Origin of the sequence: Polycladomyces abyssicola (assembly GCF_018326425.1) — a bacterium.
In the GTDB taxonomy this organism is placed as follows: Bacteria; Bacillota; Bacilli; order Thermoactinomycetales; family JIR-001; genus Polycladomyces; species Polycladomyces abyssicola.
In genome coordinates this window covers 222,501-236,167 of record NZ_AP024601.1, presented here as the reverse complement: position 1 = coordinate 236,167, position 13,667 = coordinate 222,501, and the positions used below count along the sequence as shown (strand labels likewise).

The following is a 13,667-nucleotide window of genomic DNA, read 5'->3' as shown; positions in this document are numbered from 1 at the left end:
CCGGTTGATTGTAGTTGAACCACACGTTCACTTGAATGTTGGCTTGTACCTGAACAAGAACGAAGAAGATCCCAGTCGCATGTTTTACTTCCCTTCCAAAAAGATCAGAGGTACTGGCACAAGCCCGATGACATTGAACCATACTAACATTAAAAGAAAATAAAAAGCCCGCAGCCTCAAGGCTGCAGGCTTCACTTTGCTTTTCAATTACTCCACGGTTACACTCTTGGCCAAGTTACGCGGTTTGTCCACGTCGTATCCGCGGGCCACACAAGCGTAATAAGCGATCAATTGAAGCGGAATCACCGCCAAGACCGGGGTCAGGAGCGGCAAGGTTTTCGGAATGGTGAAGACTTGATCCACCGATTTGTGAAGTTCCTGATCCCCTTCCAGCGCCAGTCCCAACACGTGCGCTCCGCGGGCTTTCACTTCGATGATGTTGCTGACCATTTTGTCGTAGATCGCTTCTTGGGTGGCCAGCGAGATCACCGGTACGCCTTCTTCAATCAGAGCCAGGGTGCCGTGTTTCAATTCACCCGCTGCATATGCTTCGGAGTGGATATAGGTGATCTCTTTCAGTTTGAGAGACCCTTCCAAGGCTACCGCATAGTCCAATCCGCGACCGAGGAAGAACAGATCCTCATGACGGGCGATTTCCTGAGCGAATTGCTGAATGGCCGTCGTATTGCCCAACACTTGATCCGCTTTTTCCGGCAACTGTTGCAATGCGGTGACGATATCAGCCAACTCGCTTTCCGCCCGGGTGCCTCGGATGCGGGCAAAATAAGCACCCAGCAGGTAGATGGCGATCAATTGAGACGTGTATGCTTTGGTGGAAGCCACCGCGATTTCCGGACCAGCCCAGGTGATGATCACATCATCCGCTTCGCGGGCCACGGAGCTACCCACCACGTTGGTGATCGCCAGCACGCGTGCTCCCGCTTTCTTCGCTTCGCGGAGTGCAGCCAGGGTGTCTGCCGTTTCACCCGACTGGCTGATGACGACCACGAGTGTATTCGGGGTAATGATCGGGTTGCGATACCGATATTCGGAAGCGATATCCGTCTCGACCGGGATCCGTACCAAGTCTTCGATCACGTATTTTCCGACCAACCCGGCATGATATGCGGTACCACACGCCACGATATGGATCCGTTCAATATTGTTGATCTGATCTTCGCTCATCCCGATCTCGCGGGACAGATCCACTTGGCCATCTTTGATCCGACCGGCCATGGTATCCCGGATCGCTTTGGGCTGTTCATAGATCTCTTTCAGCATGAAGTGATCGTAACCGCCTTTTTCAGCGGTGACGACATCCCAATCCACATGGAGCGTGTCCCGTTGAACCGGAGTTCCGTCCGTTTTCATCAATTGCACGCCTTCGCGTGTGATGACGGCCATTTCTCCGTCTTCCACCACGTAAATGTCACGTGTGTGTTTCAAAATGGCCGGGATGTCCGAAGCGATAAAGTTTTCGCCTTCACCTACACCGACGATCAACGGGCTGGCCAGACGGACCGCCACCATTTTGTCCGGTTCATGCTCACTGATGATGCCCAGAGCGTAAGCCCCTTCCAACCGGGCAACTACTTTTTGCACCGTGGATACCAGATCTCCGTCCCACAGGTCGGCGAGAAGATGAGCAATCACTTCCGTGTCCGTCTCAGAAGTAAATACGCGTCCCTTCGCTTGCAGTTCTTCCTTCAGTTCGAGATAGTTCTCGATAATCCCGTTGTGGACGACAGCGAACCGTTGTTCCTGGTCCACATGCGGATGCGAGTTTTCGTCGGAAGGCTTCCCGTGGGTCGCCCAGCGCGTATGACCAATCCCCAGATTGCCCGGCAGGGAGCGGGATTTCAGCCGTGCTTCTAGTTCACTCAACCGTCCTTTGGATTTTTGCACACCGATCGTTTCGCCGTTATAAACCGCCAATCCAGCGGAGTCATATCCACGGTATTCCAGCTTGCTCAGGCCTTCCAACAAAATTTCTTGGGCTTGTTTCGGCCCAATGTATCCAACGATTCCGCACATCGGTTTCACCAAACCCCCTTCAATTGACAGAGCCGGAGAGGTATTTCCCTCTCTTTTTATTCTTTGTTTTCGTACGCTCTATTTGCTCATTCTGTATTTTTTCAACCGACGTGACTTGCGGCATCGTGCCGAAACCTTTGTGGGACGAGTCGCCTCATCCTTTTGTGTTTCGGCTCGGCGGCCCCGATGCCGGGCCGGGAGGTATCCGCCGAAAAATCGATCGTCCTCCACCTCGTCAACTGCCTTTACCGGCAGTCCTGGCGCTTGACGACAAAACCGGAACACGAACCATCCCCTGTTTTTTCCACATCACCTCCCACAAGTAAAAACTATTTATTATCTTACGCAATAATCGATTCATTGTAAAGGCGAACGGTCGTCTCCCGCCCGCCTCTTTTCGAATGGGGGATCGGGAGACGACTTTCGAACCTTTACCGGACACACCCTTAGGATGCCAATTGTTCGCGCACCACTTCCGCGATGCTCTCCACATATTTTTCCAGCGCGTTCACATCCGGCCCTTCCGCCATTACCCGAATGAGCGGTTCCGTACCGGACGGACGCACCAACACGCGCCCTTCGCTTCCGAGCGCTCGTTCCACTTCCGAGATTTTGCTGCGGATCGCTTCGTTTTGATCCCAGCCCTCTTTCTTTTTGACGGGGACATTTACCAGTATTTGCGGGTATTTGCTTACGATGGACGCCAGTTCCTTCAAGGTGCGTCCCTTGTCCTTGACAACCTGCAAGAGCTGCAGTGCGGTCAACAACCCATCTCCTGTCGTGTTGTGCTCCAAAAAGATGATGTGACCGGACTGTTCACCGCCGAGAATGTAGCCACCATCCCGCATCGCTTCCATCACATAGCGGTCGCCCACTTTGGTTTTTTCCGCGGCGATTCCCAACTCCTCCAGTGCTTTGAAAAAGCCGATATTGCTCATCACCGTGGTGACGACCGTGTTCCCCTTCAGTTGTCCTTTTTCCTTGAGATATTTCCCGCAAATCGCCAATATATGATCGCCGTCCACCAAATCGCCATTTTCATCCACAGCGATCAACCGGTCTGCATCCCCGTCAAACGCCAGTCCCAAGTGCGCTTGGCGGTTGACCACTTCCTGCTGCAGTTTCTCCGGATGAGTAGAGCCACTTTCCACATTGATATTGACACCATCCGGCTCAGCAGCGAGTACCGTCACATCCGCCCCCAGCTCGCGCAACAGTTGGGGAGCCAAATCTGATGCCGCCCCATTGGCACAATCCACCACGATGTGCATGCCGCACAAATCCGTATCAATCGTGGTTTTCAAGTACTCCAGGTAATGCTGTGCCGCATCGGGGTAATCAATGATCCGACCGATTCCCTCCCCTTCTGGGCGCGGCAGGCGATCTTCCGGCTCATCCAGCCACTTCTCAATCTCGGCCTCGGTTTCGTCCAACAGCTTGAAACCATCTGCACCGAAAAATTTGATGCCATTGTCTTGGAACGGGTTGTGGGAAGCGGAAATCATCACACCCGCATCCGCTCCATAGTGACGGGTCAAATATGCCACACCCGGTGTGCTGACAACCCCCACACGGATTACGTCCACACCGATGGACAACATTCCTGCAATCAAAGCGGATTCCAACATCTGACCGGACAGACGGGTATCACGTCCCACCACCACGCGCGGACGCTCTTTGGTTTGCGTCAACACATACGCACCGCAGCGGCCGAGACGAAACGCCAACTCCGGCGTTAGCTCCCGGTTGGCCACACCTCGTACACCGTCTGTTCCAAAATACTTACCCATGATGATTTCTCCTCCTTCACACCTTCAGACGTCCGTTGGAACAAAAATGTTCCCCCCGGACGTGTCACCCTTCGGAACGATGGGGAAAAAACAAACGCCAGTCCCCGTTTGGTTGGTATCTATTTAGAAAGCCGTACTGTCGCCATCAAAGTTTGATCATACTGCAGCCGGACAAACGGCGGTAATTTGATTTGGATCGGTCGGGCATAAATACCCGGCGGCAACCGGGACACATCCACATACGCGTGGATATCGCCGGATTTCAGATTCCGGACCAAGTCAGGGGCTCCCGTCACTGTCATATACAACTTTCCCCCCGACGGAGTGATCACCTGCGACTTCAACCCCTCGCTTAAACCACTCACCTTAACAGGCACGTTGGTCAATGTGCGGGCCTGCGCCGGAACGATCTTCACGGAGATGCGCACCGTTTTCGGCTCCACTCTGTCGACATCGTTAACCAACGGGATGGACATCTCGAACGTATCATCCTTCTTGGTCCGAGACAAGTCCAATTTGGGTCCAGGATATACTTCTAATCCTTTAATATATTCCGAGGGACCGTAAACGGTCACTTTATCAACGTTCATGATCAATTGGCTGACGGCGTATCCCGACGGAGGATACTTGGCAATGCCCACATTGAGTGGGATCTCAGCATTGGGGCTGGCCACGGGCACTTCTACATCTACGACAGGCCTTGGCAAAATCTCCGCTTGGTTGAGTGGACCTTCTTCCCCGTATACTTGTAACGTAACTGACTTCGAAACCGTTTCAGTCGCTCCGTCCACATTGACAACCGCCTTGACCGCGGTCACCTGGTTCAACAGCGATGCAGAACCCCGGATCAGAACACGCGTTGGAGAGATGATGGGTTTGCCCGCTTTGTAACCGGGAGCGGGCGTGCCCACCAGATCCACCTGTACGGGCATCTCTTTTTGTTCTTTGAGCTCCAGCGTCACATCAACCTGTGATGGTTCCACTTCCACCTCAATGCCGGACGGCAGACCTTTCACCTTCACCGGCACGTTTCGGTGTGTACCGGGACCCAGATGGCGCAAATCCACATAGGCGTGGTACTCGTCCGGATTCAGATGATTCAATGCGGACAGGTTGCCCTTCAGCTTCAGATTGACTGTCTTGGGGGCATCCGTCAAATCCATACGTTCCTGATCAAACCGCGCTTCTAATGAGACGTTGCGGATGGTGGTGAAACTCTCATCTTCTGTGGGGAGCGGCAGTGTTTTATCATTGACTGACATCCACAATGTGATTGCCAATCCGAGAGCGAGCAATTTCAGTACTGTATTGCTTTCAAACCATTTTTCCATCGCTCACTCCCCCTTCCAACTCCAAAAGTTACTGTTTTTCTCGGGGGGCCTCAGCTCCTGATACAAACGCGACAAGAGCATTTCCTCACTCAGTCCGCGCTCCAGCTGACCGTGAATGGCCAATGAAACACTGCCGGTTTCCTCCGAGACGATCACGGCGATGGCATCGGACACCTCGGACATGCCGATTCCTGCACGGTGCCGGGTTCCCAGCTCTTTGCTGATAAAAGGATTTTCCGACAAGGGCAGATAGCAACCGGCGGCCATAATCCGATCTTTGCGAATGATCACCGCACCATCGTGCAATGGCGTATTGGGCAGAAAGATGTTGATCAACAGCTCTGAACTGACGGCTGCCGACAATTCGATGCCGGTCTCGATGTAGTCGGATAACCCAGTTTGTCTTTCCACCACAATCAATGCACCGATACGGCGTTTGGACAAGTGGGTGACCGCTTTGTTCAATTCACCCACGAGACGGCTGACTTCCTGCTCTTCGGCAAATTTGCTCCGTCCGAAAAAACCGCCCCTTCCCAACTGTTCCAATGCCCTGCGCAGTTCGGGTTGAAAGATGATCAAAATGACGATGACACCTACAGAAAACAAATTCTGCATCAACCACTGCAATGTGGACAGGTGAAAGAAGCTGCTGACCATCCAGACGGCCACGACCACAAAAATCCCCTTCAACAGTTGTACTGCTCTTGTACCGCGAAGGAGCAACAACAGCTGATATATGATATAGCTGACGATCAAAATGTCGACAATATCATTGACATAACGGGTCAAACCGTCCAGCGTAAGCATGGGGCGCCTCCATCCGATTGTTGCCTTCTGTTAGTCTGTGATGGGATGCAATCGGAGATTCCACTTTCTCACGCCTTTTTTCATCATAAGGCATCCCACAGTAAAAGAAAACATGATACCTGAACCACCGCAGGCGGCATCACTCACCGAAAGAGCGCTTGTACAATATAAGGACAGATCTTGTCACTCATACACTTAGTGTAGCAAAAATGGAAAACGAAAGGTGATTTTTCTACAAAACAAAGATGAAAAAAGGACCCCCTGACGGAAGTCCTTACATCCCACAACCGCGATCGTTAGACGTTACTGATATCTAATCAGCCATCCGTATTTTACGATTCTCCTCAATATCAGAGACTGATGACAAAATTTCGCGAACAGCCCATTTTTCAAAAACGTCCCGGATGGAGCTATTGTTATTTCCACGAATCATCCCGTATTGCGCAATCCCGCCGCAATGCCGTTAATGGTCAACAGCACCTGTTCCAGTGTTTCCTGGCACTCTTCTTTGGAGGGGCAGTGATACCGCAACTGATGCAACAAATCGACTTGGATGAAGCTGAGCGGGTCCACATACGGGTTGCGCAGCCGGATCGATTCCTGGATCACCGGCACATGATCCAACACATCCGCTTGCCCCGTGATGGCCAGCACCATTTCGCGGGTCAAGCGATACTCCTCCTCCAATTTGCCGAAAATTCGCTCCGCCATATCACGATCCTGTACCAGTGAATCGTATTCGCGGGCAATGACGAAGTCCGCCTTGGCCAACGCCATCTGCAGGTTGTCGACCAGCGAACGGAAGAACGGCCAATCCTGGTACATTTCCTTCAAGATTCGCAAGCCGTCTGCATGTTTTTTCACAAACCGAGTAAATCCCGTGCCCGCCGCATACCATGCCGGGAACAGATACCGGCTTTGCGTCCACGCGAAAACCCAGGGAATGGCGCGCAGATCTTCGAACGCTTGGCTGTTTTTGCGGCGCGTCGGTCGCGAACCGATATTAAGCTCCCCGATTTCCGGAAGCGGTGTGACCGTATGGAAATAAGTGAGAAAGTCGGGATCTTCAAATACCAACGATTGATATGCTTTGAGCGCCTCTTCTGAAATTTGGGCCATCGCCTCCAACCATTGCGGTTTCAACTTAGACTCCCGACCGGATAGAGCGGATGCGGCCGACATCAATAACGCGGAAGTGGCTTGTTCCAAACTGCGGAACGCGATGGGTTTCAATGCATAACGCGAAGAGAGTACTTCTCCCTGTTCCGTGATTTTCACTCCGCCCACTACCGTCTCCGGCGGCTTTGCCTGGATACTGCGATTCAGCGGACCGCCGCCGCGCCCCAGCGCCCCGCCGCGGCCGTGGAAAAATTTTGTATTGACCCCGTATCGACGGGACAACCGGTACAACCGCTGTTGGGCGTGATACAGTTCCCAGTTGGCCGTCAGCATACCGCCATCCTTATTGCTGTCCGAATACCCAAGCATAATTTCCTGAGTGGGATGATGCCCCGCATTTGCTGGCACATAAGACGGATGACGATAATACGCCTCCATGATCTCATGAGCGCGATGCAAATCGTCGATCGTTTCCAGCAAAGGAACCACGTGGAGACGGGAGACCGGACCGTTCGGCGTTTTCCGGAACAACCCCACTTCTTTGGCGAACAGTACCACCTCAAGCAGATCGCTGGTGCCTTGCGTCATACTGATCAGGTAGTTGCGGATCGCTTCCTCGCCAAATTCTTCCTTAGCCCGGCGGATCACACGGAACAACTCCAAACATTGTTCCGTTTCCGGCGAAAACGACATGAACGGAGACGTCAATGGCCGAGGATCTTCCAGCAACTCCGTCAACAAATCGATTTTTTCCTTCTCAGACAATTGATCGTACCGATCAACGATGCCCATGCTTGACAAAATCTCTGTCAGGGCCTTTTCATGTTCGGCACTGTGTTGACGTATATCCAACGTAAGAAGATGGAATCCGAACAGCTCTACTTGTCGGATCAACTGACCGAGATCCCGATCGGCAATCACATCGGCGTGATGAGCGCGCAAGCTTTGCTCGATCAGCCGAAGGTCGGATAGAAAAGCTTCTGGGGAACGGTAGATACCATGATCTTTCTTGCCCAGTCGCGTATGGTGAAGTCGTGCGAGCATATAGGTCAATTTGCGGCGGTACGGTTCATGCTCATTCCGCCATTTGCCTTCCCCGATATCCACCAATACCACTTCTTCTTCATCCGCCCGCAATGAGTCGAGCAAAGCCTCCGATACGCGAACTTTCCGCGTGGAATGGCTTAATTTTTTGATCAATCGCCTGAGTGCTTCCTCATACTTCCTGATCACCAAGTCACGCTGCAACCGCAAGGTTCGCCAAGTTACTTCCGGCGTCACCGAAGGGTTGCCGTCCCGATCCCCGCCAATCCACGAACCGAACCATAAAAAGGAAGGCACATGCCATTCATGATCTGGATAATACCGTTTCAGGCAACGTTCCAGTTCGCTGTGAATCCCGGGCAACACATCGAACAGCGTCTCATCCACGTAGTACAGGCCGTTTCGCACTTCGTCCATCACTGTGGGCTTACGTTGCCGCAGCTCATCACTTTGCCATAACGTGATCACTTCCCCCAGCAACTCCTGGCGAATACGCTCCCTGTCCTCTTCCGTCAGATAGGGATGATCCAACTCCTCCACCCGCTTGGCAATGCGGTGATGAATATCCAATACCGTCCGGCGCATCGCCTCAGTGGGATGAGCAGTGATCACCAGTTCCAATGCGAGCACGTCCAGAATCTCTTCCACCTGCTCGGGCGACAGCCCCTGTTCCTTCAATTCCCGTACGGCACTCTCAATTGAATGGGGCTGAACCACATCTTGCCTCGAACGACGGTACTCGCGATGACGGCGAATCCGGTGGTTTTGCTCTGCAATGTTGACAAGTTGGAAATAGATGGCGAACGCACGGATCACATCCCGACGCATTTGAGGAGACAATCCCTGGATGAGCGTTTTGCACTGTTTCAGGATCTCCGGATCGTAGCTTTGACGAAGCTGTTTGGTCATTTCACGGATCCTTTCCACATTATTTAACAATGCTTCTCCTCCGTGCATGACCAGAACATCTCCCAAGATGTGACCCAAAAAGCGTACATCCCGTCGCAACGGATGATCTTTCTCTGTCTCAATCGCTTTAACTTGACTCATCTTGCCTGCGACACCTCCTCAACCACCTTTACACCGCTCTATCGCGGCACGGAAACCATCCTGTCCAATCTGCAAGTGAATCAAGGTTTCTATACTGTATTCCCCACTTACAGATAAGCGGAAACCTTCTTTCACATCCAACGATAAATATTCTAACATATGCATAATTATAAATGTATTTCCGAAGAATGAAAAGTGAAATAAATGCCATTGCACCACGATCGGAGCCTGGTGATGCGGTATCCCGGTAGAATTGGATGCAGTTTTTATGGTGGACGAGAAAACCGTAAACGGAGGGAACTGCAACGGAGAGAAAAACGGAAACGGGCATCCCGCCTTTCAGGGGTTTGTGGGGAATGCCGATGATGTGATGAGAAGGTCAACCGCCCGATCAAACAGTACACCCACGAACGGTTGAAATGTTCAGGGCGTGCCCAATCGTCCGATACTGCCCGACCACAATCGTATGCACCACTTTCCCGGCACGCTCCTCCTGCATCACGCAAATAAGGAACCAAGGCCTTTTGAAACCGCTGGAGCAAGGCGCAGGGCAAAGTACGCTTGGTTTTGAGCGCATTGCCCGCGATCTCAATGTTGTGATCCCCGAGTCTTCGCTCGCCTGGGAAACATTGCTCCCGTACGTATGACCAGACACGCCCTAAAGAGATTGAAATGAAAGGGAAGCCGTGTCTACAACACGATTTCCCCAAAAGCCGATCCCACCAAAGCCACAGCAACTTTGGCCGTTTTATTGCCAATGTCCAAAATCGGGTTGACTTCCACAAATTCCGCCGAGGTAAGCACTTTGGCTTCCGCCAGCATCTCCATTGCCAAGTGGCTTTCGCGGTAGGTAATCCCACCGACAACCGGTGTGCCGACACCCGGACAATCTTTCGGATCCAGTCCGTCCAGATCCAAACTGAGATGAACCCCGTCCGTACCGTCTGTCACCACTTTCAGCGCTTCTTCCATCACACGTGCCATACCGATCCGGTCAATGTCGTGCATGGTGAAAACGCGGATACCCAACTCCTTGATCAACTTTCGTTCACCGGGGTCCAATTCTCGTGCACCGATGATCACAACGTTTTCCGGACCCACTTTGGGTGCGTATCCGCCACAATGGACCAGCTTCTCATGACCATAGCCGAGGCTGGCTGCCAGCGACATGCCGTGGATATTGCCGGAAGGCGTGGTTTCGTGTGTATTCAGATCACCGTGTGCATCAAACCAGATCACGCCCAATTTGCGGTGGTGTTTGGCCACCCCTGCGATCGTGCCGATCGCAATGCTGTGATCCCCTCCCAACACCAGGGGGAACCGTCCTTTTTCCACCGTTTCGGAGACGGTCTCCGCCAGCTTTTCATTGACGGCGACAATTTCGTCCAAATATTTCAACTTGGGATCGATTACTTTATACGTTTCCAACGTGGGCACGGACAGATTGCCGATGTCCTCCACGTCAAATCCTATTTTGGTCAGTTTTTCATGCAAGTTCGCGTAGCGGATCGCACTCGGGCCCATATCAACTCCGCGACGTCCGGATCCTAAATCCAATGGTACCCCGATCACTGTGATGGGTTTCAGCTCTTGATACTGGTTCATAGGCGCCTTTCTCCCTTAGGAGAGATTCCCCCCTTTTTCAAGCTTATGTGCGACTATTCCGCGGATTTCATTGTACCATAACGTAAAAAACCCACCAATCCAGGCATTTCACGGATTTTTCCATATGATGGTTATTTCCGTATAAATTTGCGTGCTCTATACAAACAGCAGGATTCACTATTCGGGATAAAGGTCTTACCGCTCCATTCCCATAGGATATGCCTAGAATCAAAGGCATGTAATGCATTGATTTTTCTAAACCGTTGGACTGGTCCATGCCGAGTTGTCTCTGCTGAACGGAATACCACAGGGAACCGCCGATCCTGAGATGTGGCTGAGAGGAGTGCTGATTTGCATCAGCATGAATAAAAAAAAATCTCCGCTTCTGCGGAAATGGGAAGCTACTGACCGGTTGTCGACTTTCTGAAAGAGCACTCCATTGCTTTTTCCTCATGCAAAAAAACCCTTCGTGAATCTCACGAAGGGTTTTCCTGTTCTGTTTGGAGCGGAAGACGGGATTCGAACCCGCGACCCCCGCCTTGGCAAGGCGGTGCTCTACCCCTGAGCCACTTCCGCATATGGTGAGCCATCCAGGACTCGAACCTGGGACACCCTGATTAAAAGTCAGGTGCTCTACCAACTGAGCTAATGGCTCGTATTATTTTTAATGGTTGTGGATGGCTGGGGAGGCAGGATTCGAACCTGCGCATCACGGAGTCAAAGTCCGTTGCCTTACCACTTGGCTACTCCCCATTATGTAGGGATGGTGGAGGGGGTAGGATTCGAACCTACGAAGGCAAAGCCGGCAGATTTACAGTCTGCTGCGTTTGACCACTTCGCTACCCCTCCACAGGGTGGTGGACGGTGACGGGATCGAACCGCCGACCCCCTGCTTGTAAGGCAGGTGCTCTCCCAGCTGAGCTAACCGTCCCAATTGAAGAGCTTGAAGGAAACCCCTCAAGCTCCTCTTGCATCTGGTGACCCGTAGGGGATTCGAACCCCTGCATGCCAGCGTGAAAGGCTGGTGTGTTAACCGCTTCACCAACGGGCCGTATCGATGGAGCTCCCAACCAGACTCGAACTGGTGACCTCTTCCTTACCATGGAAGCGCTCTACCGACTGAGCTATGGGAGCTTGGCTCCTCAGGCAGGACTCGAACCTGCAACCTACCGGTTAACAGCCGGGCGCTCTACCATTGAGCTACTGAGGAATGTTTCAATTTCAATCGGCAAGAGTTAGTATACAACGATTTGTCCTCATTTGCAAGCTGTAATTTTTGGTTTTTGAAGGAGCTCCTGCCTGGCAGCGTCCTACTCTCCCAGGGGCTCCCGCCCCAAGTACCATCGGCGCTGGAGGGCTTAACTTCCGTGTTCGGAATGGGAACGGGTGGTTCCCCTCCGCTATCACCACCAGACAGGATATGGTGTTTGGTTACACCTTCAAAATTGGTTACGGGATCGTCTGCATTCACTTGCGAGTGAGGGGAAGCCCTCGACCGATTCGTATCCGTCAGCTCAACGCATTACTGCGCTTACACCTCGGACCGATCTACCTCGTCATCTACAAGGGGTCTTACTCCCACGAGGGGATGGGAAATCTCATCTTGAGGGGGGCTTCGCGCTTAGATGCTTTCAGCGCTTATCCCGTCCGCACTTGGCTACCCAGCGATGCATCTGGCGACACAACTGGTACACCAGCGGTGCGTCCATCCCGGTCCTCTCGTACTAAGGACAGCTCCTCTCAGATTTCCTACGCCCGCGGCAGATAGGGACCGAACTGTCTCACGACGTTCTGAACCCAGCTCGCGTACCGCTTTAATGGGCGAACAGCCCAACCCTTGGGACCGACTTCAGCCCCAGGATGCGATGAGCCGACATCGAGGTGCCAAACCTCCCCGTCGATGTGGACTCTTGGGGGAGATTAGCCTGTTATCCCCGGGGTAGCTTTTATCCGTTGAGCGATGGCCCTTCCACTCGGAACCACCGGATCACTAAGCCCGACTTTCGTCCCTGCTCGACTTGTAGGTCTCGCAGTCAAGCTCCCTTCTGCCTTTACACTCTTAGGCGCGATTTCCAACCGCGCTGAGGGAACCTTTGGGCGCCTCCGTTACCTTTTAGGAGGCGACCGCCCCAGTCAAACTGCCCACCTGACACGGTCCTCCAGCCGGATCACGGCTGCGAGTTAGAACCCCGGTACAGCCAGAGTGGTATCCCACCGGCGCCTCCACCGAAGCTGGCGCTCCGGCTTCTCAGGCTCCCACCTATCCTGTACAAGCTGTACCTAGATTCAATATCAGGCTGCAGTAAAGCTCCACGGGGTCTTTCCGTCTTGCCGCGGGTAACCTGCATCTTCACAGGTACTACGATTTCACCGGGTCTCTCGTTGAGACAGCGCCCAAGTCGTTACGCCTTTCGTGCGGGTCGGAACTTACCCGACAAGGAATTTCGCTACCTTAGGACCGTTATAGTTACGGCCGCCGTTTACTGGGGCTTCGGTTCAGAGCTTCGCCTTTCGGCTAACCCTTCCCCTTAACCTTCCAGCACCGGGCAGGCGTCAGCCCCTATACTTCGCCTTACGGCTTAGCAGAGACCTGTGTTTTTGCTAAACAGTCGCTTGGGCCTCTTCACTGCGACCTCCTCGGGCTGTTAACCCTACCGAGGCACCCCTTCTCCCGAAGTTACGGGGTCATTTTGCCGAGTTCCTTAACGAGAGTTATCCCGCGCGCCTGAGGATTCTCTCCTCGCCTACCTGTGTCGGTTTGCGGTACGGGCACCTCACTCCTCGCTAGAGGCTTTTCTTGGCAGTGTGGGATCAGGGACTTCGGTACTTCAATTTCCCTCGCCATCACGGCTCAGCCTTATGACCGGACGGATTTGCCTATCCGATC

Annotated in this window: 6 protein-coding genes, 8 tRNA genes and 2 rRNA genes (1 of these 16 only partly in view); all 16 read right to left on the bottom strand. The window is 52.9% G+C overall.

Features of this window, described 5'->3' with window-relative positions:
• Positions 1 to 207 precede the first annotated feature (207 nt).
• Positions 208 to 2,034: a glutamine--fructose-6-phosphate transaminase (isomerizing) gene (gene glmS, locus KI215_RS01245; RefSeq protein WP_212773824.1), complete on the bottom strand. Its 1,827-nt coding sequence runs from the start codon at positions 2,032 to 2,034 to the stop codon at positions 208 to 210.
• A 446-nt stretch (positions 2,035 to 2,480) separates the two neighbouring features.
• Entirely contained in the window at positions 2,481 to 3,824 is a 1,344-nt protein-coding gene (glmM, locus tag KI215_RS01240; protein WP_212773823.1) for a phosphoglucosamine mutase, read from the bottom strand.
• 119 nt (positions 3,825 to 3,943) lie between these two features.
• Positions 3,944 to 5,155: a CdaR family protein gene (locus KI215_RS01235; RefSeq protein WP_212773822.1), complete on the bottom strand. Its 1,212-nt coding sequence runs from the start codon at positions 5,153 to 5,155 to the stop codon at positions 3,944 to 3,946.
• Between the two features lie 3 nt (positions 5,156 to 5,158).
• Positions 5,159 to 5,962, bottom strand: coding sequence for a diadenylate cyclase CdaA (gene cdaA, locus KI215_RS01230; protein ID WP_212773821.1), 804 nt, complete (start codon positions 5,960 to 5,962; stop codon positions 5,159 to 5,161).
• 429 nt (positions 5,963 to 6,391) lie between these two features.
• Positions 6,392 to 9,175: a phosphoenolpyruvate carboxylase gene (gene ppc, locus KI215_RS01225; RefSeq protein ID WP_212773820.1), complete on the bottom strand. Its 2,784-nt coding sequence runs from the start codon at positions 9,173 to 9,175 to the stop codon at positions 6,392 to 6,394.
• Positions 9,176 to 9,865: 690 nt separating this feature from the next.
• A complete protein-coding gene (gene rocF / locus KI215_RS01220; protein WP_212775000.1) occupies positions 9,866 to 10,762 on the bottom strand; it encodes an arginase in 897 nt (298 codons plus the stop codon).
• A 519-nt stretch (positions 10,763 to 11,281) separates the two neighbouring features.
• Positions 11,282 to 11,356, bottom strand: a tRNA-Gly gene (locus tag KI215_RS01215).
• A 3-nt stretch (positions 11,357 to 11,359) separates the two neighbouring features.
• Positions 11,360 to 11,435 (bottom strand) — tRNA-Lys (locus KI215_RS01210).
• A gap of 23 nt (positions 11,436 to 11,458) precedes the next feature.
• A tRNA-Gln gene (locus KI215_RS01205) sits at positions 11,459 to 11,533 on the bottom strand.
• Positions 11,534 to 11,544: 11 nt separating this feature from the next.
• A tRNA-Tyr gene (locus tag KI215_RS01200) sits at positions 11,545 to 11,629 on the bottom strand.
• 6 nt (positions 11,630 to 11,635) lie between these two features.
• A tRNA-Val gene (locus tag KI215_RS01195) sits at positions 11,636 to 11,711 on the bottom strand.
• A 44-nt stretch (positions 11,712 to 11,755) separates the two neighbouring features.
• Positions 11,756 to 11,831: transfer RNA gene (locus KI215_RS01190), tRNA-Glu, on the bottom strand.
• 7 nt (positions 11,832 to 11,838) lie between these two features.
• Positions 11,839 to 11,914 (bottom strand) — tRNA-Thr (locus KI215_RS01185).
• A 1-nt stretch (position 11,915) separates the two neighbouring features.
• Positions 11,916 to 11,990 (bottom strand) — tRNA-Asn (locus KI215_RS01180).
• 87 nt (positions 11,991 to 12,077) lie between these two features.
• Positions 12,078 to 12,194: ribosomal RNA gene (gene rrf / locus KI215_RS01175) — 5S ribosomal RNA — on the bottom strand.
• A gap of 65 nt (positions 12,195 to 12,259) precedes the next feature.
• Positions 12,260 to 13,667: ribosomal RNA gene (locus KI215_RS01170) — 23S ribosomal RNA — on the bottom strand; it runs 1,532 nt beyond the window's last position.

Bases quoted from the DNA above. Each gene is read 5' to 3' on its own strand.
- KI215_RS01235 (WP_212773822.1), bottom strand. From the start codon at position 5,155: ATGGAAAAATGGTTTGAAAGCAATACAGTACTGAAATTGCTCGCTCTC.
- glmM (WP_212773823.1), bottom strand. From the start codon at position 3,824: ATGGGTAAGTATTTTGGAACAGACGGTGTACGAGGTGTGGCCAACCGG.
- glmS (WP_212773824.1), bottom strand. From the start codon at position 2,034: ATGTGCGGAATCGTTGGATACATTGGGCCGAAACAAGCCCAAGAAATT.
- ppc (WP_212773820.1), bottom strand. From the start codon at position 9,175: ATGAGTCAAGTTAAAGCGATTGAGACAGAGAAAGATCATCCGTTGCGA.
- cdaA (WP_212773821.1), bottom strand. From the start codon at position 5,962: ATGCTTACGCTGGACGGTTTGACCCGTTATGTCAATGATATTGTCGAC.